We start from the raw sequence: 19,889 nt of genomic DNA, 5'->3' as shown, positions 1-19,889 counted from the left end.
AATTTATAGTAGATGAATTTACACCTTACACTCAAGAAAAACTGGTTTGACCTTATTCTCTCAGGAGAGAAGAAGGAAGAATACCGAGAGATAAAGCCCTATTGGGAAAAGCGGCTTATGGGAAAGACATACGATAAGGTCATCTTTCGTAATGGGTATGCTGCCAACGCCCCACAATTTACAATAAAACTAAAAAGTATCACTCAAGGCACAGGAAAGAGCGAATGGGGTGCAGAAGAAGGAAAAAGATACTTCGTACTTAGTTTAGGAGAAATTATTAACACTAAAAATATTGACAAAAGCGATGCAAATTATAAATAATACAGGAGCCATAATCAAAGAGCAAATTAACTTAGGCGATATTGATAATTTAAATATTGACGATTTATTTAAGAATAACACCAGTAAAAAGATGAAAAATTACGAATACCCCAATTGGCTCGTCTCTTTGGAGATAGCCAAAGAACTCAAAGAAATAGGGTTTAAAGAAAAGTGTCTTTGCTATTGGCATGAGTACTTTCATCGAATAGAATGCTCTACGGACGATGAGGATAGGCTTTGTCCTGAATATTACGATTACAATACTGATGAAAGCACTACATCACTCCCCACTTGGGAACAAGTCTTTGAGTGGTTCAGAAGCAAAGGTTATCACGGCGTTATAGCCGTAGGTGATGAAAGCGGAGAATTAAATGAATACTCCTATTGCATTGACTACCTCAATGAGTTGAGTAGTGACTTTGAGCAAGACAGCCACCTCACCTATGAAGAAGCCCGTGAAGCCCTCGTAAAAGCCCTTATACAAACCTATAAAAGTGAACAACTATGAATAAGAAACTCATTGTACTATCAGGAAAGAAAAGAGTAGGTAAGGACACCGTGGCAAACCTATTCAACGATTACACCCAACGCAAATACGAACTCAGAGCCTTTGCCGAGCCAGTCAAAGAGATAGTGTCCCAAGTAGTAGGAACAAACTCATACAGATTAGAGCTTTTCAAGGAAAGCCGATTAGTAGATGTCAATGGCATAGAGAGCAACCTAACCATAAGGGAGCTATACCGAAAGACAGCGGACTTTTACAAGGAACTACTTGGGGAGGATATATTCGCTAAGCTAATGTTTCGACGATTGGCGTATGAGAATTACGAGTTTCCAAGGGTGATTGTCACTGACATGCGATTTAAGGTAGAATATGAGCAGATGAAACTGCTTGATCCTATCTTTATCCGTGTGAAATGCAGAATGGGCAATATGGATACCCATCCTTCCGAAATAGACCTCGACGATGTGCCTGATAGTGATTTTCACTTTATCATAGATAATACATGCACACGTACCCAACTCAAGGAGCAAATACAAGCAATAGTCAAAAAGTTGAGAATATGAAAATCTATCTATCAGGAAAAATCAGCGGGACAGACCTCTCTCATACTCGTAAGAGGTTCAGTGATGTAGCTGACAAGCTCCAATCATTAGGACATGAGGTTATCAATCCTCTTTGTAATGGATTATCTGAAACAGACCCATGGGAGGAGCATATAGCCAAAGACATCATCAACCTTATAGATTGCGAGGGGATCTATATGCTACAAGGTTGGGAGGATAGCCAAGGGGCAAGAATTGAGCATGCCGTAGCTAAAGAAATAGGGCTAAAAGTGATGTATGAATAAATCATTAGCGACCAGCGCATTCCTTGTAATCACTGGTCGCTAATCCTTAAATTAACAAAATGAAATATATTTATACCTACATTTGAAAGTATAAATGTAAGTATAAATGTAACTATAAATCGTGTGACAAATGTCACACGCATTCAATGAATTATGTTGAAAACTTGCATGGATAATTCAAATATATTTTGTACCTTTGCACTTTAATTAATATTAACAAACTAAATACACTACTAAATGAATAATAATTTACAGATATTCAGAAACTCTGAATTTGGACAAGTCCGAATTATTGTTAATGATGCAAACGATCCTATATTTTGTCTTACGGATCTTTGTGTTATATTATCACTCAATGCAGGAGATGTAAGAAAACGATTAGATGATGAGGTGGTTTCAATCCACCCCATCCCTGATAGTATTGGCAGAACTCAATTTACTAATTTTGTGAATGAGGAGGGATTTTATGACATAGTGCTTGGCAGCCGTAAAGAAAATGTAAGAACTTTCAAAAAATGGGTAACGAGTGAAGTGCTTCCTACTATTCGCAAGACGGGGCAATATTCAATCCAAAAGAAGATCCCTAACAACTTTGCAGAAGCTCTCAAACTGGCCTATGAGCAGCAATTGAAGTTAGACCAACAAGAACTCCTATTAGCAGAAGCAAAGCCAAAAGTAGAGTATTACGACAAAATACTTTCCTCAAAAGACAGCTTAACCGTAACACAAATAGCCAAAGATTACGGATTAAGCGCTCAACAGCTAAATATTATCCTTAAAGAAGAAAAAGTACAATATAAGCAATCAGGACAGTGGTTGCCTTATAAGGAATATGCTCAAGAGGGATACACCAAAAGTGAAACCATAAACTTCACTCATAAAGACGGCACAGAGGGAACAAAACTCAATACCAAATGGACACAAAAAGGGCGTTTGTTCATTCATGAACTGCTAAAAAAGAAGAATATAAAACCCGTAATGGATAGATAAAATCCGACAATATATAAAATCACCTAACCATGTACCAAGAAAGCCAACTACAACAAATGTGCGTGCGCTATTTCCGATACAAATACCCTCAGTACCTTATCTATGCCGTCCCTAATGGTGGATTGCGAAATTCTTTAGAAGCCAAACGCCTCAAAGAAGAAGGTGTCCTGGCGGGAGTGGCTGACTTAGTAGTAATGCTCCCCCAAGGTAAAAGCCTCTATATAGAGATGAAAATCAAGGGGAACAAACAGACAGAGCATCAAAAAGCCTTTCAACAAAAAGCCGAAGCACTCGGATATAAATACTATGTATGCTACAGCTTTGACCAGTTCAAGGCGATCATAGAAGAGGAACTAACCACCACTGACAACTAACAACAGATATACCATGCTTGAAAAGATAAAAACAGCCATAGAAGACACCACCACGGAAGCTATAGCAAGTCGTACGATATACCTCAAACTATTTTGTGGCTTGGCGTGTAAGCACTCCCTATCCTCGCAAAAGGATATAGCCGCTTTTTTGGGTATTTCCCCCGCAAGCGTGGGCTATTACCGCAAAGAACATGGTAGCATGCTCATGGTTACCGAGTACCAAAAGCTATACCAAGCCGTGGAAAAGAAGATATTATAACGTTTTTCATTCATATTTTTGATGTGTTATTCATTGGCACCACTCCTAAATCAGGGGTGGTGTTTTTTATTCCTCTTTCTTGTCTTGCTCGTACTGCTCCTTTTGTTGCAAAGCATCTGCTTCCTTATCCTGATAAGGGTACTTCCTGACAATCCCTAACCAGCGCCCCTGCTCATCGTAGAAGTGGGTGAAGCCTTCAGGAGGAGTAAGTAGTTCCAAAGCATTACACTGCAAATACTCCGCTATCTTTTCCAATGTCGCAAAGGTAGGGGTTCTATCTCCTGTATGGTAGTATGCTATCATTTGAGGGGACATACCTAAGTTATTAGCAATATCTACATTTTTGACCTCTTTTTTTTGCTGAACTTCTTTTATACGTAGTTTCATTTGTCATTTATTTAGTGGTGCAAAGATACAAAAATACTTTTATATTAAATACATTATTTATTAAATAAAAAGTTTAACATTTTGTTTTGCGCTTAAAATTAATCACTTACAAAAAACATTTCTCAATCTCAAAAAATAATGATTAAATTATTAATTTAATTAAATTATTTGTTTTACCTTTGCGCTGTCAAAATGAAACAAGAATATTAATCATTAAATAATACGAATATGAAAGCATTAGAATTAAAAGACCTTAAAGCAGGTAAGATTTACAAAAGAGTAGAAGATGATGATACATTAATATATGTACAAGTTCTTTCAGAAGGTAGTTTAGCAATTTGTAATTATGTGTATATACTTTTAGATTTTGATAGGTCTAATATATGTATATCTGAGATAAGAAAAAACTGCTACTTAACAGTTGCGCAAGGGTATAAAAGTACATTTATACCTTGTACTGAAAAAGAGTTCAAAGCAGCAATAAAAATGATAAAAGACAGTCTAACATTTTAAACAGTACGAATATGAAAGTTACAAGTCAATCTTACGAAAAATCAAACAAAATAGAGACAGTTAAATACAGCCGTCTCTCAAAAACAGAGTATAAAGCTCTATTAAACGCCTCTGATATGTACTTAGATAGACAGCGGGCAGGGCAAAAACTATTAAACTATCTTTGTGATAAATACGGTATTTCGCAAATACCACTAATCGTAACAGATACCCCGCAAAAAGGTAATGGTAAATCTAAAATATTAGGTTTTTACAGACATTTACTAAATGCCAAAAAAGGGCAAAGCATTACCATATACAACCTGACAGCCGTTAAAAAGAAAGTAGTATCAATTAAAGTGTTTATTGATACCTTACTACACGAGTTCATACACCACTACGACACTGAATATTTAAAAATTGAAAGCGCACACACAGCAGGTTTTTACAAAAGAATATCAGACCTAAAAAATAAACTATCATAATAAACACCTTCAAAGACCTGAGCAAGTCTTTAAACTGCTTTTAAACTCAATTTAATAACCTTTTAATCAAATTATTATGTATACTTATATACCGACAACTGAAAGAGCTAAAAACATCAGACAAGAATTAAAACAATTAGGCTACAACAATAAAAAAGTATCTGTAAGGTGCGATAGAGGTAGTATTAATGTAATACTTAAATTCATACCTAATACAGAACAAGTAAAAGAGGTGAAAAAAGTTGCTGAAAAGTTTGAAAAAATACACTATGATGAAGCAACTGGTGAAATACTAAGCGGCGGTAATACTTTTGTATTTGTAGAATATCCTCGAAACGAAGAAGAACTAAAAAGACAATCACGCTACATTTACTAACCCCCACGCCCTGAGCAAGGCGCAAAAAGGCTCAATTTTTCAATCAGTAACACCTAAATCAATCAACCTATGATACCTACTATAATACCTCAATTAAACCTAACAGACCATATAGCTAATAAGTACTATATCAGTACTATGTATGATTGTGATGGCAAATGCTATAAGACCGCTGTAACAGATATAACAAGCTCTGATACTCTATTCGAGCAAACCACCACCAGCTATAGAATGGCACAAGGTAACCATCAGAGAGCAGTAGAAACCTACGTTAATAAAGCAAGCCAAATAGGGGCGCAAATCGTCTATCAGTACTCTTATGGCTGTTATGCTGTACGTACTACTTTGCCACTGAAAGGGCGTGGCATTACCAAATCAGAGCAAACAGAGGGGCTGTATTATGCCACTGAAAAAGCCCTTGAAAAGCTAAAAACAAAATATAAATGCACCCCTAATATAGATCACTCAATATAACCAAGTAACACTTAAAGCCTTGAGCAAGACTCAAAAATTTAATAACAATATAAATACATCATATAATGCTAACATTAGAACAAATTCAAAATTATCAATCAGAAATACAAAAAATAGAACTTTCTGAAAATAACTTTAAAAGAGTAAGAAAAATAGCTAAAGCTATCAATTATGGTCTTACATTCACTGAACTTATAAAATATATCTTAGAGCACGAAAAAGCTATTTTAAATAATGACTTTCGAAAAGCATTATTTATTGAAACATTATTTGAAGATATAAACTATCATAGAGAATTACAATATTTAAGAAAATGCGATTATGAAAATGTCGCAAATGTTTATTTAAACTGTTAAACAATTAAAAACACCTACCAAAATGAAAAATATATTACCTACTTGTTACGATTACAAGAAGTTTCTGAATGAAGCTGTTTTAAAATTCGATATTTCAATTAATGAGGCAAGAAAAAAATATGGTCTCTACTCTTATGGTCAATGGCAAGAACTCTTAAAAAATAATTCAAAATGAAAAATACAGATAAAAAAACAGTCTTTTGCCTTGCATGGCAATTCTTCAAGCAAACAGGTTACACCTTTTCAGAGTGCCTTAAAAAAGCGTGGGCAAATATCAAGCTCAAGGCTAAAATGAAAAGCCAAATCGTGCGCTTTTACTTTCAAAAAGTAGATGGTACTATCAGAGAGGCTTGGGGTACGATTTGCCCTGATATAGTACCCCCTACAGAGCACACCACCAACCGCAAAGCTAATGACACCGTGCAGGTATATTATGACCTCGAAAAGAAAGAATATCGCTCTTTTAAGAAATTCAACCTCGTATGTATCGAAGGTTACCCATGGCTTTAAAAAAAAGCCCCTCGCTTTTGAGGGGTTTTTGATTTTTTTTGTACCTTTGCAAGGTATCAGAACAAAAAAAACACAAAGAAAATACAAAGAAAAAACAAACGAGTATAGCAGCCCTTTGCAAGCCATGTCGTACCTTTGCCCTATATACCAAAGGTATATAAGGGTCTTTGAAATAATATTGCAACTTAATACAAGGTAATAAATGAAAATACTAACATTACAGATCACAGGTGATAATTTTGAAGCTATCTTAAAAGGGGTTCAAAAAATTGAAACGAGGCGTATATTACCAACAACTATAGGCAAATATTTTACAAATCCAAACACAGAAGATATGGATTTTATAAAATACGATGCTTTGCGCCTTATTAATGGTAGAACTGCACCTATACCTGAAATCCTTATAAAGGTCAAAGAAGTAGGTATTATTGACGAGGTAGACGACAAAGGTAATGAAATCACCTATATAGACGATAAAACGGGTGAAGAGTGTGTATCGTGTTTTATAGCATATACTTTAGGTGATATAATAGAAAGTAAAAACACTGACAAATTCTTTGACCCAAACAGACCACCTCTAACAGATAATTTCGTAAAAGAAGAGGATCTTATTTAAAAACCAGTTAAAAACCTACAGAGGTTGCAAGTAGTTTAAAAAACGCTTGCAACCTCTTTTTATTAATATATTAATTTAAAAATCAACGATTATGTTTAAAAGAATTAGAAACGCTGCTCGTAACATAGCATCAAAAGTCAAGGGTGCTGTTCGTAGAGTGTTTGGCAAAAAGAAAAAAGACAAAGACGTAGCAACCGCTAAAGGAGGGCGAGGATAACATTATGTCTAAATTCGCACAAACACAAGCAATAATACAGTCTATCCGCACCCAAACGGATACGGCTGTATTATTCTATTCAGCAGGGGGCAAAGACAGCATCGCACTGCTTGATATGCTCGCCCCTCGCTTTAAAAAGGTAATATGCTATTTTATGTACCTTGTCAAAGACTTAGAGCATATACAGATATACATAGACTGGGCAATAAAGAAATACCCCAACGTAGAAGTTCGTCAAATTCCACATCTGATGTTAGATGTTATCAAGAAAAACGGCTTTTTCTGTGATGAAGAACCTGATACAAAAGTACGTAAAATAGGTGAGATTGAACAATCTGTAATGCAAGAATGCAACTCACAATATGCCTTTTCAGGAATGAAAGGTGTAGATGGTTTTATGAAACGCATGCGCCTTAAAATGTGGGCGCCTACTTTTACATCTCCTAAAGGTATGGTATATCCATTAGCATTATGGACAAACAAAGAAGTATTACAGTACATAGCTAATCGTAATCTTATCAAACCGATGATATATGTAGCTAAGTCTGTAAGTCAAGGGGTAGGGTTAGATTATGAGACTTTATCATTCCTTCAAAAGTACTACCCTAATGACCTAAAAAAGATACTCCAAGAGTTTCCTTATGCTGAAGTAGCCCTACATCAAGAACCTCAAAAAACACAAACCAATGAAAGAGTTTAAGCAATCAGAAACACAAACCATAAACAGATCACAAATACACTTTGCTCCATATAACCCAAAGAAGCACACAGACGAGCAGGTAAAAGCAATCTTAAAAGACCTTAAAAAGAATGGTTTCTATGGTGGCATTGTTTGGAATAAAGTAACAGGTAATCTTATTGATGGACACAAGCGGGTAATGGCACATGACCTATATCACAAGTATAATGGCACTCCTGAAACAGATTATCCTATCAAAGTGGAAGTTGCCGAGTTTGACCTTAAAACAGAAAAAGCTCGTAATATATGGCACACCAAAAGCCAAACACCCTTAGATGATGACCTGATGCGTGCTTTAGTTCCTGATCTTGATAACTACCAAGAAGCAGGATTAACTGATTTTGATGTTTCTATGTATAGTGTAAGTGTAGATGATTATTCGTCTTATTCCTTTGATGACACTTCCACAACTCAACAATGGTCAAAAAACACAGAAGACGATGAAGCACTACAAGCTATTGACGAGGCTACCAAAGAGAGTGAGGAAAATCGCAATATTGACCGCTCTGTAAATTTCTATGAGGATACTCCTGAGAACCAAATCGCACGACACAACGAAATACAGAAAGTAAAAGACCGTATCAGTAACACCAATAATTCAGACAAAGATGGAGGCATGCTATCTTATGTAGTGGTCAAGTTTCAAAACCCTAAACACAAAGAGGCTTTTATGATACGTATGGGTTATGATCCTTACGAAAAAATGATTATAGGAGAGGAATTTTCTAATAGTATAGAGCGAATAGACTGAACCTAATGATTTATATAAATTAATATAATGGCAAAGGAAAAAACATATACAGATGAACAATTAAAGAAAGCCCTTATCAAAGCCAATGGACAACCTACCAAAGCGGCTGAGATACTTGGCGTTACATACGTGTCTGTATATAGTCGTATTCGCAAAAATCCTGAACTATTAGAGGTACAAAAGGCACATAGAGCGAGGGTATTTAATGAGGTATCCAATACAATGACCCTTATCGCTATGGCAGGAATTATCAAAGAGCCTATAACAGACGAAGAAGGCACTGTAATACAAGGAAAATTCCGAGAAGTGCCTGTTGATTATCGCACTCGTATGACTGCCATGCAAACAATTCTATCCACTTTCCGTGTTGAAGATGGAGTAATTGACAAACTGGACATCACCACCGCTGGCAGCCCGCTATCTCAAGGGATCACCATTGAAGTAATAGACAAGCGAGAACAAGTACGAACCGATGATAATACAGACAACTAACATATATACCAAGGTTGATAAAGCCATTTCGCAAGGATATACCACAGTATCGGCTCAAGGGAGTAGCCGTAGTTCCAAGACGTACAATATCCTGATTTGGCTTATCATCTATTGCTTATCGCACCCTAAGACACGCCTTTCTATCGTTCGTGCTACATTGCCTGCTCTCAAGGGGTCTGTATTCATTGACTTCAAGGAGATATTGTATAAGATGAAGGTCTTTGACGAAAACAGCCTTAACAAGTCTGAAATGATATATACCTTTCCTAATGGCTCCTGGGTAGAGTTTTTCTCCACAGACAGCGAGCAGAAGCTCCGAGGTAGGAAGCGGGATATATTATATGTAAATGAAGCCAACGAACTCAAATTTATAGAGTTTCAGCAGCTGAAAATGCGTACTACCAAATTTGCTATTGTGGATTATAACCCGTCCTTTTCAGACGATCACTGGCTTTGCGAGCTTAATAAAGACCCTCGTACGTATCACTTTATATCCACCTATAAGGATAACCCGTTCTTAGAACAAACGATTATTGACGAGATAGAGAGCTTACAGCACAAAAATCGCTCCTTGTGGCAGGTATATGGATTAGGACAACAGGCAATGATAGAGGGGCTTATCTTTGAAAAGGTTACCATTGTGGAGGATATACCTATTTGGGCAAAGAAACGATACTTAGGTCTTGACTTTGGTTTTACTCACGACCCTACCGCTATCGTGGAGGTAGCTTTTTTGGATAACAAGGTATATCTAAACGAAATATGCTATCAAACGCAAATGCTCACCAGCGATATTATCCAAGCCCTTCGGCAGCACCGCTCCTATAAGATTATATCCGAGAGTGCCGACCCGCGCTTGGTAAAGGAAATAAAGAATGCAGGCTATAACATCACCGCAGTAACCAAAGGGCAAGGCTCGGTTATGGAAGGGCTTACCAAGATGTTAGAGTATGAAATATGTATCACTCAAAGGAGTGAGAACATCATCAAAGAGTTCAAGAATTACACCTATGCACAGGATAAAAGTGGTGCTTTCCTCAATGTACCTATTGACGCATTTAACCACGCTATCGATGCTGCAAGGTACGTATTTTTAGAGGAAGTACTGGGACGTAATCGCAAACCAAAGGATTTAACAGGTATATTTTACTAAATGAAAATCAATAATACAGACATACAGACCTTACATGCTAAGTTGGTAGAGGGTTCGTTAGCGAGCTTGCTGTCCTATCCTGCCTTGAAGTCTTTGAACAAAAATGACTGGGCAGAGGAAAGTGGCTCGGAATATGACCTTTCAGCCCCGCAGCTATCTGCTAAGGAAATCACCATACAGCTGTTATTGCCTGAAAGTCTATATCCCAATTTGGTAACGCTCCTTTCAGTTCGTGCCTATGCTGATTATACCTTTGACTTTATCAATCTAACCTACCGCTTGCGCTTGGTTGGTCTTAGCAAAGCTCAAGTCAGTGGAGGTTATGTAACAGCTGATATTCGTCTTTCTGATGATTTTCCCTTACAAGGATATACCTACCAAGCCCCGAACTTAGAAGGATATGTACGAGTAATCCAAAACATATACATTGATAACGTGTCCCTTTCCAAGTATGGTGTGGCTGTCTTAGAGGGGACAGACCAAGAGATTATCACAGCAGGCAACGCCAAAACACCTTATACGGCTCAAAATAGCACTATGAGTGGTATTATAGCTGCTGATGTGCCTATATACTTTCAGGAACGCACCACAACTCTCAAATGCTTTATGTATTTGCCTATTGCGGACTTTCTAAAGGGTTATTATACCTTGTTGCACGACCTTACACAGCCCAATGAACGCACCCTAATCTATCAAGGGAAATCCTACAAGTGTATCTATAAAGACGGTAAAATTACCGAACTCTATATTGATGACCCTCTTATATGGGTCAAGTTTGATTTACAACTAACAATTATCTAAATACCATGCAACTACACTTTAACAGCACCTATATAGATATCCTCCCTACCGATGAGAGCTACAGATACCGCTCCATTATGGGGGAGCATACCCTTAACCTATACTTTGCCTTACCTACTTACACTGAAATACCTACTGGGGCATGGTGTGAGTTCCAAGGAGAGCGTTACACCCTCAATCAACCTGCTAAAGTAGTGAAGCATAACAGCAGACATTTTGAGTACACCCTTACCATGGACAGCGAAGGGGCAAACCTGAAGAATTACAAGTTTCGTAACCCCAACGATAAGACCCTCAAGTTTCCTTTTACAGCTTCCCCTCGCTACCATATTCAGATATTGGTAGATTGTCTCAATATGACAGACAGCGGCTGGCAGGTAGGCACCACGATTGAAGCTAATGAAAAACTCATCAGCTATAACCATAACAACTGCTTAGAAGCCTTGGACATGATCGCTAAGGCTTTTGAGACAGAATACGAGGTTATAGGTAAAACGATACACCTCCGTAAGGTAGAATATTTCAAAGACAATCCCCTGCCGCTCCAATATGGCAAGGGCAAAGGCTTTAAGACAGGGGTAAGTCGTACTACCGAGCAAAGCCGTATTACACGCCTCTATGTACAAGGAGGGGAACGCAATATTGATCGCTCTAAGTACGGCAACAAAGAATTATTACTACCCAAATCACAAGAATACGTATATGAAGGGGTAACCTTTGTTTCAGACGACAAAGGACTATCAATAGCTATCAAGAACACACAGAACAACGGCTTTATCAATGAGCAAAGCCTTGACCTTTCCCATATATACCCAAGTCGCAAAGGTACGGTGTCAGCTGTCTTTGAAGTCGATAAAGCCAAACATTTCTACGACTTTGCCGACACCTCCATTCCTGAAGCCCTCAATTTTGCAGAACTCCAAATCAAAGGGGAAAAGATGGTGATATACTTTGAAAGTGGTATGTTATCAGGGCGTGAGTTTGAGATTAGTCGTTACGAGCATAGCAGCGGATACAATCACAGCGCACGCCGCTTTGAGATAGTCCCTAAGGAAGAGGATGGCGCCACCATGCCTAATGATATATTTAAACCTGCCGTAGGAGACCAATATTCTGTGTATAACATGCACTTACCTTCAGCTTACATCTGTGATAATGCGACAAAGTCAGGAGCCAGCTGGGAAATGATGAAGGAAGCGTGCAAGTATCTGTATGAAAACCGAGCAGACCTATTCACTTTCACTGGTGATTTGGACGGAATATGGGCAAAAAAGAATTGGGCAAATGTAGGAGGTCGTCTAAAAATGGGGGCTTATATCCACTTTTCAGATAACGAGTTTCAACGTACCCCCGTGGCTATTCGTATTGTAGGACTTAAAGAGTACGTTAATAATCCTTACAGTCCTCAGATAGAGCTATCCAACAAGGTACAAGGGCAATCCTTTTCCTCTGAAATACGCAAACTCCAAAACCAAGAGGTATATTTTGGAGAGATGAACAAGAAAGCTATATCCGAGACTAAAAGAAGTTGGCGCAATGCCTTAGAGACCATCAAGCAGGTAGAAGAAGCCTTTCCTGAATACACCAAGAGTATCATTCCTGCCACTGTACAAACAATGATGGCCTTGGTGGGTAATAAGGCAGGACAATTTGCCTTTGTGGCCAATAAGACCAACCCTATCACCGTACCTCATACCTTGTACTTTGATAGGAACAACAAGCAAATCAATGTAGGTAGCGGGTGGATTAAGCATTACACCCTTGGCACTACTGACATCAAGCCAAGCCATTCCGCAGCTGATTATAAGTATTGGTATGTTTCCTCCTTTGTATCTGGCAGGTTGGACGATAAGTCTAAAACCTATTACCTCTACATCAAGGCCAATAAGGCCATAGAGACAGCCGAGTTTGTCCTATCCGAAACCAAGATAGACATGGAGCAAGAAGCGGGCTTTTATCACTTTCTATATGCCACAGTCAATTCAGAGTACGATGGAGAGCGAGGAATAGCCCAATTCAATGGCTTTACTGAGATTACAGGCGGGCAAATGGTAACCAATAAAATCAGCTCAGGAAATGGAGAACAGTTTATCCAGCTATTAGACAAAGAAATCATCATCAAAGCCAACCTACGTATCACTGATGAAAACAAGTTAGAGTTTAAACAGCTCGTTAATCCTGATTTGCAGTCATTGGAGAGTAGGTTAAAACAGTACTCTAATGAAAATAATGCAAAAGGAGAGATATACCTAAGAGGTACAGGATTAAACAGACACGCTGCACCTATTATTCAGATTAATGGACAAAATATAGTTCCTGACAATTATAGAGGACTATATCTCGCTGTTATTCGACGTTCAGATTTGCAAGTAATATTCCAGCAAAGTTATGATACTTATGGGGCTATTTATGGAGATGGAGATTATAACAATAGTTTGGCTAACAAATTGAACGAACTCAATAATGATGTATTAGTTACATTAGTCTCAAGAGATAGTGCTTTTGCTGAACCAAATTTAAAAAATCTAAACTTAGAAAACGCTCTCATTCGTTGTGGGGCTAATGATGACAACTCAAAATACGTTTCAAGAATGCCATACGCCTTTTTAGGTATTCCAAATATTGGCAAGGGTAATGGTATAGAAGTCTATACTGCTGCTGACAGTACAGCTCCTTACGCTGAAATAGCTACTAAAATCATCAATGGCACGCCACAAGGAATGAATAGTGTTTTTAATGGTATGTTACAAACTGCTAAAACCGCTACCGAAGCATACGCACGAGCACAAGCAGAACTTACCAAAGCACAAGCTATTGCGAATGCCGACGGCAAAATCACAGTGGCAGAGCAAAGGCAAATACAACAACTCCAACAGAAACTACAAGAAGCTAAAAATTTTGCACAACAAAAAGTGAATGAGTTAAATATTGGTGGTCGTAACCTTGTATTAAATTCAAAGGACAAACGGACTATGAATGGTTATATAGGTACGTTTTATTTACTTGCTGAGCCAACTAAGGCTAATGTACAATATATATTTTCCTGCCTTGCTAATATAAAAGGAGTTACACATATTTATTTTTCAGACGAATTAGGAGGTATACCAAGACAATATATAAAAGTAGATTTACAAAATGGAAAGACTACTAATTTAATAGTACCTAATAAAGAATGGAGAGGTATTACTATTTATCACGAAGTTGCAGGCATTATACCCGTTCCTACATCATCTATTGAACTTGTAAAACTCGAACGTGGCAACAAAGCCACCGATTGGTCGCCCGCTCCTGAAGATGTGGAAAACCAAATCGCTAATATCAATTCCGATTTAGAGGTTATCAGAAGAAACGCTAAACGAATAGAAGACTTAGAAAATCAGAACAAGGCTAAAACTGATGAGCGTATTGGCAAACTTGACCAAAAAACTGCCTTCCTTGACGATACACAGATAGCAGGCAATGTGGTAGCCACTGGTACGATGATTGTAGGTAACACCACAGGCACACAAGCGGGTATCACTGGGGTAGGAAATGCTACTAACGAAGTTCGATTATGGTCGGGTAGTGAGTTTGCTGGTAGGTATGCCGCCCCTTTTAGAGTGCTACAAGACGGAACCGTATATGCTACTAAGGCGAATATATCAGGAGAGGTTAATGCCACAAGTGGGAAGATAGGAAATATTAGTGTAAATTCAGACAGTATAGGTTCTTTTTTGACAGATATACATAATGGTAGTTCGTTCAATTTAACACATGATGGTTTAAAGTTTTTTTCAGTATATTCGGAAAAAATAGGAAATAGAGTGTATACTCAAACTATAAAAGAATTAGAAATATCAGCAAGTGGAATAACGATTAAATTAATCAGAGATGGTAATATTATAAGACAAAAAACATATGATTTAACATAACTCTAAAACTTTATATATCATGCAAATCATTCAACAAACAACGCGTATCAATGCGCAAGAAGAAGTACAAGGCACAATCGTGATGTACTCCTACGAATTTGAGAAAGGACAAAACCCTTACGTGATAACATTCACAGCCTCTCGTAAGGGCGTGGATAATCCTTATGGTGCTCCCATTCAAGGGACTGTAACCGAGAGTAGTTTTAACATAAACAACTCCAACTCTCAACACTCGGATATTGAGCTGTACAGACATATTTATGATGTTTGTTTAGGCCTTATCAAAGGAGAAAGCAACGAAAAACCAAAAGCCAATGGTAAGGAAAAATAGGTTTCTCGTGCCAAAAGGGTATAGGGCAATCACCCTATATCCTTTCATCTTCGTTCGCAATGAAAGTGATAAGTACGATAAAGAGCTTATCAATCACGAACGTATACACTTGCGACAACAAAAGGAACTACTGGCACTCTTTTTCTATATCTGGTATTTTCTTGATTTTCTTTTCAAGTATTTACGTTATCGCAATTGGGATAAGGCTTACCGCAATATCATCTTTGAAAGGGAAGCCTACAACAACCAAAGCAACCTTGACTACCTCAAGGTAAGGGGTATATGGTGGTTTTGGGGACAATAACCAACGACTAATGACTAACAACTAACCGTTAATTAGCAATGACACTACAAGAACTAAACGCCCTTCCTGAAAGTGAGCGTATCACCCAGCTCAAGAAATACCCAGCCAAGCGCCCCGATACACAATCGCTTATCAAGGATTGGGATTATACCCAGCACGATGTTTTTGATGAGGAATTACGCCCCAAGCGAAGGGTGCTCGTGAAAGAACAAGAAGAAAACAAAGATGGTACTATCAAGTCTCCCGCTCAATTCAGGTGGGAGGATGTCAATCGTATGGCTTTACCCTTAGAGCAGGACATTGTCAATATACATACCGCATTCACAGTAGGCACACCTCCTAAGATCACAGCCAATGCTACCGAAGCTTCCGAACAAGAGCTTATGGAGTTGCTCGACGGCATTCATCAAAAAAACAAACTCCCTTATGACAACAAGCGCTTGGTGCGTTCGTGGTTTGCAGAGTGTGAGGTAGCCGAATATTGGTATGTAAAACCTGCCAAGGAGGACGATCCTAACCCTACCTATAGGCTTAAGTCTATGATTTGGTCTCCTTTCCGTGGGGATACACTCTATCCTTACTATGATGAGTATGGCGATCTGATTGCTTTCTCTCGTGAGTACAACAAAACTGATACCAAAGGCATACAATCCACTCGTCTTATGGTGGTGGATAATCAAAATGTAACCATCTATAGCAATGGTGCTCAAATAGAGCAGTACCCACACGGATTTTCCAAGATCCCTGTTATCTATATGAAGCGAGAACGTCCGCTGTGTGATAAGATACGCACCCTCCGCAGTCGCTTGGAAGTACTGCTATCCAACTTTGCCGATTGCCTTGATTATAATTTCTATCCGAAAATGGTTGCTTCGGGTGAAGTTGTAGGCGTACGCAATAAGGGAATGACAAGTGAGATAATCCAACTCGAAAACGATGCCCAAGTATCCTACCTCACTTGGCAGCAGTCCCCTGACATGGCTAAGTTAGAGTTTGATAACCTCACCTCTCGTTGTTATGCCCTTACTAACACCCCTCAAATCACCTTTGAAGCCTTGCAGGGCCTCGGCAATACCTTGAGTGGGAAGGCCTTTAAGTTTATGTTTATGGGGACACACATGGCAGTAAGCAACCATGCCGAAACCATAGAAGAGTTTTTACAGCGCCGTATTAATTTCCTCCTATCAGCCATTGGCAGTCTTATCCCTAAGTATGCTCCAGTGGCCAAGCGGCTACAAGTCAATATAGAGATTGTCCCTTATATGATAGACAGCCTTACCGAGCGTATAGCCGATGCTGTTAGTGCTGTACAAGGAGGAGTAGCCTCGCTCAAGGAGGGAATAATATTGGCAGGTATCACCGACAAGGTAGATGAAGAACTCGCCCAAATAGAGAAAGAAAAAGGAAAAGAATTATTTAATTAGCTAATAAGCCAATTTGTCAATGAGATAATTAATTGACACATTGGCAAATTAGCATATTGGTAAATTAGCATTATGGACTTAGAACAGTGGAATGAATACCACCAAAACCAAACCGAGAAAGATGTATCCAAGCTCCTACAGCTATTGGACGAGGTGCTGAAAATGGCCGTGCTGTATTATGGCATGCAGGCTCTGAACAAAGGGAGTGATTTATTCACCTTTGCCCTCTATCCCGCACTTAATAAAAAGATAAACAGTCTTTTTGAGCGCTTCCAAAGTGCCTTTTCTCGCAAGATGAATTTCTATGTAGATAAGCACTACAACATCTCTCATAATAAGTTCAAGGATGTTTTTGGAGAGGCGCTAAAATCAGGCAAAGTGGCTACATATACCTCTGCCAGTGTAAAGAAGCATTTACCCATGGAGGGCATTCGCTCGGCCCGTGTATGGAACCTATCTAAGCAGTATCGTACAGAGATAGAAATGGCATTGGATATAGCTATTTCAGAGGGCACACCAGCCAACGAATTAGCCTCCACCCTCAAGAAGTATTTGCGCAATCCTGACAGTCTGTTTCGTCGTTATCGTGATAAAAATGGGGTGTTACAGCTATCTAAGAAAGCCAAGGAATACCACAGCGGGCAAGGGGTGTATCGCTCTGCTTATAAGAATGCCGAGCGCCTGGCACGTACTGAAATCAATATCGCCTATCGCAAGGCTGATATAGAGCGCTGGCAGTCTATGGACATGATAGCAGGGTACGAAATCAAGCGGAGCCGACACCCCTACGGTTGTGAGATTTGCGACATGATGAAAGGGGTCTATCCCAATAGCTTCGTATGGGTAGGCAATCATCCTAATTGCCGTTGCTATATGACCCCTATTTTCAAGGCTGACCTAAAGGGAAAAGAGCTTACATTAAACCCTAAATTGACAAACTGGATAGCCTCCCACAAGGAGAAAATCACAACCGCAAGTAGTGTGCCGATGTTTCTGTGGGGAGTAGATGGTCAAAGTGAGGGTATATCCCAAAAGGTTATACAAGCAATACAGCCTTTTAGTAGGAGTACTTATGTTTCTTTTGAACCTTTCTCACCTATGATTGTTGAGCATTTAAAGAGGGCAGGTAGCAATGCCAAAAAGCAAGCCCTTTTACAGGAAATCATAGACGATAATAGGGCAAAACTCATCTTCCAACACGAAACAAACGGTGCAAAAACAGTACTTTTTGACCTACATAAGGGTAAAGGAGAAAGTCTAAATAACACCTTAGCAATGGCAAAAGCACTTAACGAGAAAGGAAAATCTGTCGCTCTATTACCTGAATATGAAAATATAAGTAGCGCCGATGCTATCGTTCATTTCAAAAACAAATTAGTAATTGCTGATTTTAAACATAGTACTACTAAAAAGATAGGAACCCTAAAAGCAGATATTGAAAAAGGATTTTTACAATCTGATAATGTTGTATTACAATTAGAAAATGGAAATACAGATTTGTTTGTGCAGTCTATTGAAGAATTAAAAAGAAAAGGAAAAGGACTCGGTAATATGATACTGATGAACAAACACAATGATATATTAGAAATATCTGAAAAAGAATTTAAATTAGGTAAATACAGAAAGTTAGTAAAAGGCTTCTTCTAAATAAAAAACTACCTTGAATATTGTGAGTTCAAGGTAGTTAGTGAGCTTCGGGATATAACCGCAATTACACTCTGGCGGGCGTTGCCCATAAATAAAGTATTTAAAGGTGAAAACTCGGCTTAACATCTATCTCTTGCGTATAGCTTTGCATTCCCGTTCTCTGGCGGGCGTTGCCCAAAAACTTTAAAGCCATTATTTGTATGGCAAAGGTACAACAATATTTCTAAATAGCAAAGAAATTAGGCTAAACTTTCAATTTCTTTGAGTTTTTCAATATAATACGCCTTGAGCCGTTGAAAATCTTCGTCTGTGAATTTATTGCGACCTAATTGTAATCTCTTATGAGTTGCTGTAGATATTGCCTTGCCTATAGCGGCTGATACTTGCCTATCTGATAACTCTAATAGCTCAATGATATATAATACTTTCTCTTGTGTGGTCATAATCCTTGCATTTGTGTTAATTCCCAGTCAAGATAGGCCTTGTACCATTGCCACGCTTCTTCAATGAATTGTTCAACAGAGATAATAGGGGCATATATACCCCCCGTGCTTATTACATTATTCTGAATGACCACAAACCTAAATTGCTCAAGTTCATCATATACGAATAGTTGCTGTGGCATGGCTCTATATGTGTCATTGAGACTTACAATCTCGCTATTTTCTTCAATAACCATTATCAGGCTCATATAGTGAGGAGAGTAGATATAGGTAAGGTCTATATTTGGCACAATAGGGTTTTCTGCTAATAAAAACTTAGGGAGTACCAAATCTGCTACCTCAATTTTTTGATTAAAAATGTCGTCTATATTCATATTGTTTTTATTTTTAAAGCCCTCAATTAAGAGGGCTTGTTGTATACTATCTTACTTCTTCTTCATATACCACCTCTTCAGTCTCATTGCATACTATCTGAACAATGCCACCTTTGTAGTCAGCGAAGTAGCTTTCATTAGTACCATTATAGGTAGCTATGTAATTCTTGCAATAGTCTAATGTGCTTTCAAAGCCTTTATCATTAGAGTTATTGTCATCATTGAAAACTACATTGTAGGTAAGTTTAATTGTTGCGTTCATTTTTTTAAAATTTTATTTGTTACACTTATTTCTTTTTGACACTGCAAA

30 protein-coding genes are annotated in these 19,889 nt (G+C 38.2%); 26 read left to right on the top strand and 4 right to left on the bottom strand.

The genetic code is table 11. The features are described from left to right. Window positions 1-12 precede the first annotated feature (12 nt). The 7 genes from HMPREF1551_RS07320 (at window position 13) to HMPREF1551_RS07290 (ending at window position 3,296) form a co-directional block, all read left to right on the top strand. Window positions 13-321, top strand: coding sequence for an ASCH domain-containing protein (locus tag HMPREF1551_RS07320; protein WP_021628449.1), 309 nt, complete (start codon window positions 13-15; stop codon window positions 319-321). Between the two features lie 91 nt (window positions 322-412). Further along, window positions 413-829, top strand: coding sequence for a hypothetical protein (locus HMPREF1551_RS07315; RefSeq protein ID WP_034544501.1), 417 nt, complete (start codon window positions 413-415; stop codon window positions 827-829). Next, window positions 826-1,389 carry a hypothetical protein gene (locus HMPREF1551_RS07310; RefSeq protein ID WP_021628447.1) on the top strand — a complete coding sequence of 188 codons (564 nt, stop codon included), beginning with the start codon at window positions 826-828 and terminating at the stop codon, window positions 1,387-1,389. Before HMPREF1551_RS07315 ends, HMPREF1551_RS07310 begins: the two co-directional genes overlap by 4 nt. Next, window positions 1,386-1,673, top strand: a complete 288-nt coding sequence (locus HMPREF1551_RS07305) for a DUF4406 domain-containing protein (RefSeq protein ID WP_021628446.1) — start codon at window positions 1,386-1,388, stop codon at window positions 1,671-1,673. The genes HMPREF1551_RS07310 and HMPREF1551_RS07305 overlap by 4 nt, the downstream gene beginning before the upstream one ends. 237 nt (window positions 1,674-1,910) lie before the next feature. Beyond that, window positions 1,911-2,663, top strand: a complete 753-nt coding sequence (locus HMPREF1551_RS07300) for a phage antirepressor (protein ID WP_021628445.1) — start codon at window positions 1,911-1,913, stop codon at window positions 2,661-2,663. A 29-nt stretch (window positions 2,664-2,692) separates the two neighbouring features. Then, a complete protein-coding gene (locus tag HMPREF1551_RS07295) occupies window positions 2,693-3,037 on the top strand; it encodes a VRR-NUC domain-containing protein (RefSeq protein WP_021628444.1) in 345 nt (114 codons plus the stop codon). 13 nt (window positions 3,038-3,050) lie between these two features. Then, window positions 3,051-3,296, top strand: coding sequence for a hypothetical protein (locus HMPREF1551_RS07290; RefSeq protein ID WP_021628443.1), 246 nt, complete (start codon window positions 3,051-3,053; stop codon window positions 3,294-3,296). A gap of 66 nt (window positions 3,297-3,362) precedes the next feature. On the opposite strand, the gene HMPREF1551_RS07285 is transcribed toward HMPREF1551_RS07290, so the two are convergent. Then, window positions 3,363-3,683 (bottom strand): helix-turn-helix domain-containing protein, encoded by a 321-nt coding sequence (locus HMPREF1551_RS07285; RefSeq protein WP_021628442.1) that lies wholly within the window; start codon window positions 3,681-3,683, stop codon window positions 3,363-3,365. A 228-nt stretch (window positions 3,684-3,911) separates the two neighbouring features. On the opposite strand from HMPREF1551_RS07285, the gene HMPREF1551_RS07280 reads away from it, so the two are divergent. The 19 genes from HMPREF1551_RS07280 to HMPREF1551_RS13170 all read left to right on the top strand — a co-directional run bounded on the left by HMPREF1551_RS07280 (window position 3,912) and on the right by HMPREF1551_RS13170 (window position 18,762). Beyond that, window positions 3,912-4,196, top strand: a complete 285-nt coding sequence (locus tag HMPREF1551_RS07280) for a hypothetical protein (protein WP_021628441.1) — start codon at window positions 3,912-3,914, stop codon at window positions 4,194-4,196. A gap of 11 nt (window positions 4,197-4,207) precedes the next feature. Next, window positions 4,208-4,660, top strand: coding sequence for a hypothetical protein (locus tag HMPREF1551_RS07275; protein WP_021628440.1), 453 nt, complete (start codon window positions 4,208-4,210; stop codon window positions 4,658-4,660). 76 nt (window positions 4,661-4,736) lie between these two features. Then, entirely contained in the window at window positions 4,737-5,036 is a 300-nt protein-coding gene (locus HMPREF1551_RS07270) for an LPD29 domain-containing protein (RefSeq protein ID WP_021628439.1), read from the top strand. A 69-nt stretch (window positions 5,037-5,105) separates the two neighbouring features. After that, window positions 5,106-5,510, top strand: coding sequence for a hypothetical protein (locus HMPREF1551_RS14215; RefSeq protein WP_021628438.1), 405 nt, complete (start codon window positions 5,106-5,108; stop codon window positions 5,508-5,510). Window positions 5,511-5,575: 65 nt separating this feature from the next. Next, complete coding sequence (locus HMPREF1551_RS07260; RefSeq protein WP_021628437.1) at window positions 5,576-5,866, top strand: hypothetical protein; 291 nt, start codon at window positions 5,576-5,578, stop codon at window positions 5,864-5,866. Between the two features lie 22 nt (window positions 5,867-5,888). Beyond that, on the top strand, window positions 5,889-6,041 hold the full coding sequence (locus HMPREF1551_RS13685) for a hypothetical protein (RefSeq protein ID WP_021628436.1): 153 nt from the start codon (window positions 5,889-5,891) through the stop codon (window positions 6,039-6,041). Then, a complete protein-coding gene (locus HMPREF1551_RS07255; RefSeq protein ID WP_021628435.1) occupies window positions 6,038-6,376 on the top strand; it encodes an SH3 beta-barrel fold-containing protein in 339 nt (112 codons plus the stop codon). Before HMPREF1551_RS13685 ends, HMPREF1551_RS07255 begins: the two co-directional genes overlap by 4 nt. A gap of 202 nt (window positions 6,377-6,578) precedes the next feature. Beyond that, the gene (locus HMPREF1551_RS07250; RefSeq protein WP_021628433.1) at window positions 6,579-6,992 is read left to right on the top strand and encodes a hypothetical protein; all 414 of its coding nucleotides are present in this window, start codon (window positions 6,579-6,581) and stop codon (window positions 6,990-6,992) included. A gap of 91 nt (window positions 6,993-7,083) precedes the next feature. Beyond that, window positions 7,084-7,209 carry a hypothetical protein gene (locus HMPREF1551_RS14355; protein WP_021628432.1) on the top strand — a complete coding sequence of 42 codons (126 nt, stop codon included), beginning with the start codon at window positions 7,084-7,086 and terminating at the stop codon, window positions 7,207-7,209. Between the two features lie 4 nt (window positions 7,210-7,213). Further along, window positions 7,214-7,909 carry a phosphoadenosine phosphosulfate reductase family protein gene (locus HMPREF1551_RS07245; protein ID WP_021628431.1) on the top strand — a complete coding sequence of 232 codons (696 nt, stop codon included), beginning with the start codon at window positions 7,214-7,216 and terminating at the stop codon, window positions 7,907-7,909. After that, complete coding sequence (locus HMPREF1551_RS07240; protein ID WP_021628430.1) at window positions 7,896-8,699, top strand: hypothetical protein; 804 nt, start codon at window positions 7,896-7,898, stop codon at window positions 8,697-8,699. The genes HMPREF1551_RS07245 and HMPREF1551_RS07240 overlap by 14 nt, the downstream gene beginning before the upstream one ends. A gap of 27 nt (window positions 8,700-8,726) precedes the next feature. Then, entirely contained in the window at window positions 8,727-9,191 is a 465-nt protein-coding gene (locus HMPREF1551_RS07235) for a Fis family transcriptional regulator (protein ID WP_021628429.1), read from the top strand. Continuing rightward, window positions 9,172-10,344: a PBSX family phage terminase large subunit gene (locus HMPREF1551_RS07230; RefSeq protein ID WP_021628428.1), complete on the top strand. Its 1,173-nt coding sequence runs from the start codon at window positions 9,172-9,174 to the stop codon at window positions 10,342-10,344. The genes HMPREF1551_RS07235 and HMPREF1551_RS07230 overlap by 20 nt, the downstream gene beginning before the upstream one ends. Beyond that, window positions 10,345-11,145: a hypothetical protein gene (locus HMPREF1551_RS07225; protein WP_021628427.1), complete on the top strand. Its 801-nt coding sequence runs from the start codon at window positions 10,345-10,347 to the stop codon at window positions 11,143-11,145. It abuts the gene before it with no gap. A 77-nt stretch (window positions 11,146-11,222) separates the two neighbouring features. Further along, complete coding sequence (locus HMPREF1551_RS13175; protein ID WP_021628426.1) at window positions 11,223-15,056, top strand: interleukin-like EMT inducer domain-containing protein; 3,834 nt, start codon at window positions 11,223-11,225, stop codon at window positions 15,054-15,056. A 19-nt stretch (window positions 15,057-15,075) separates the two neighbouring features. After that, on the top strand, window positions 15,076-15,387 hold the full coding sequence (locus HMPREF1551_RS07215; RefSeq protein ID WP_021628425.1) for a hypothetical protein: 312 nt from the start codon (window positions 15,076-15,078) through the stop codon (window positions 15,385-15,387). Next, window positions 15,371-15,691: a hypothetical protein gene (locus HMPREF1551_RS07210; RefSeq protein WP_021628424.1), complete on the top strand. Its 321-nt coding sequence runs from the start codon at window positions 15,371-15,373 to the stop codon at window positions 15,689-15,691. Before HMPREF1551_RS07215 ends, HMPREF1551_RS07210 begins: the two co-directional genes overlap by 17 nt. A 38-nt stretch (window positions 15,692-15,729) precedes the next feature. Further along, entirely contained in the window at window positions 15,730-17,115 is a 1,386-nt protein-coding gene (locus HMPREF1551_RS07205) for a phage portal protein (protein WP_021628423.1), read from the top strand. A gap of 72 nt (window positions 17,116-17,187) precedes the next feature. Beyond that, window positions 17,188-18,762: a hypothetical protein gene (locus tag HMPREF1551_RS13170; protein ID WP_021628422.1), complete on the top strand. Its 1,575-nt coding sequence runs from the start codon at window positions 17,188-17,190 to the stop codon at window positions 18,760-18,762. Between the two features lie 239 nt (window positions 18,763-19,001). Here the strand turns inward: HMPREF1551_RS13170 and HMPREF1551_RS07195 are convergent, their stop codons facing one another. The 3 genes from HMPREF1551_RS07195 to HMPREF1551_RS07185 are packed head-to-tail and all read right to left on the bottom strand — an operon-like array spanning window position 19,002 to window position 19,841. Further along, a complete protein-coding gene (locus tag HMPREF1551_RS07195) occupies window positions 19,002-19,205 on the bottom strand; it encodes a hypothetical protein (protein ID WP_021628421.1) in 204 nt (67 codons plus the stop codon). Continuing rightward, window positions 19,202-19,579, bottom strand: a complete 378-nt coding sequence (locus HMPREF1551_RS07190; protein WP_021628420.1) for a hypothetical protein — start codon at window positions 19,577-19,579, stop codon at window positions 19,202-19,204. The genes HMPREF1551_RS07195 and HMPREF1551_RS07190 overlap by 4 nt, the downstream gene beginning before the upstream one ends. 46 nt (window positions 19,580-19,625) lie before the next feature. Continuing rightward, window positions 19,626-19,841 (bottom strand): hypothetical protein, encoded by a 216-nt coding sequence (locus HMPREF1551_RS07185; protein WP_021628419.1) that lies wholly within the window; start codon window positions 19,839-19,841, stop codon window positions 19,626-19,628. Between the last annotated feature and the right edge of the window lie 48 nt (window positions 19,842-19,889).

The sequence above is a fragment of the Capnocytophaga sp. oral taxon 863 str. F0517 genome (assembly GCF_000466425.1).
Taxonomy (GTDB): Bacteria; Bacteroidota; Bacteroidia; order Flavobacteriales; family Flavobacteriaceae; genus Capnocytophaga.
This window is presented reverse-complemented; position numbering and strand designations above follow the sequence as displayed.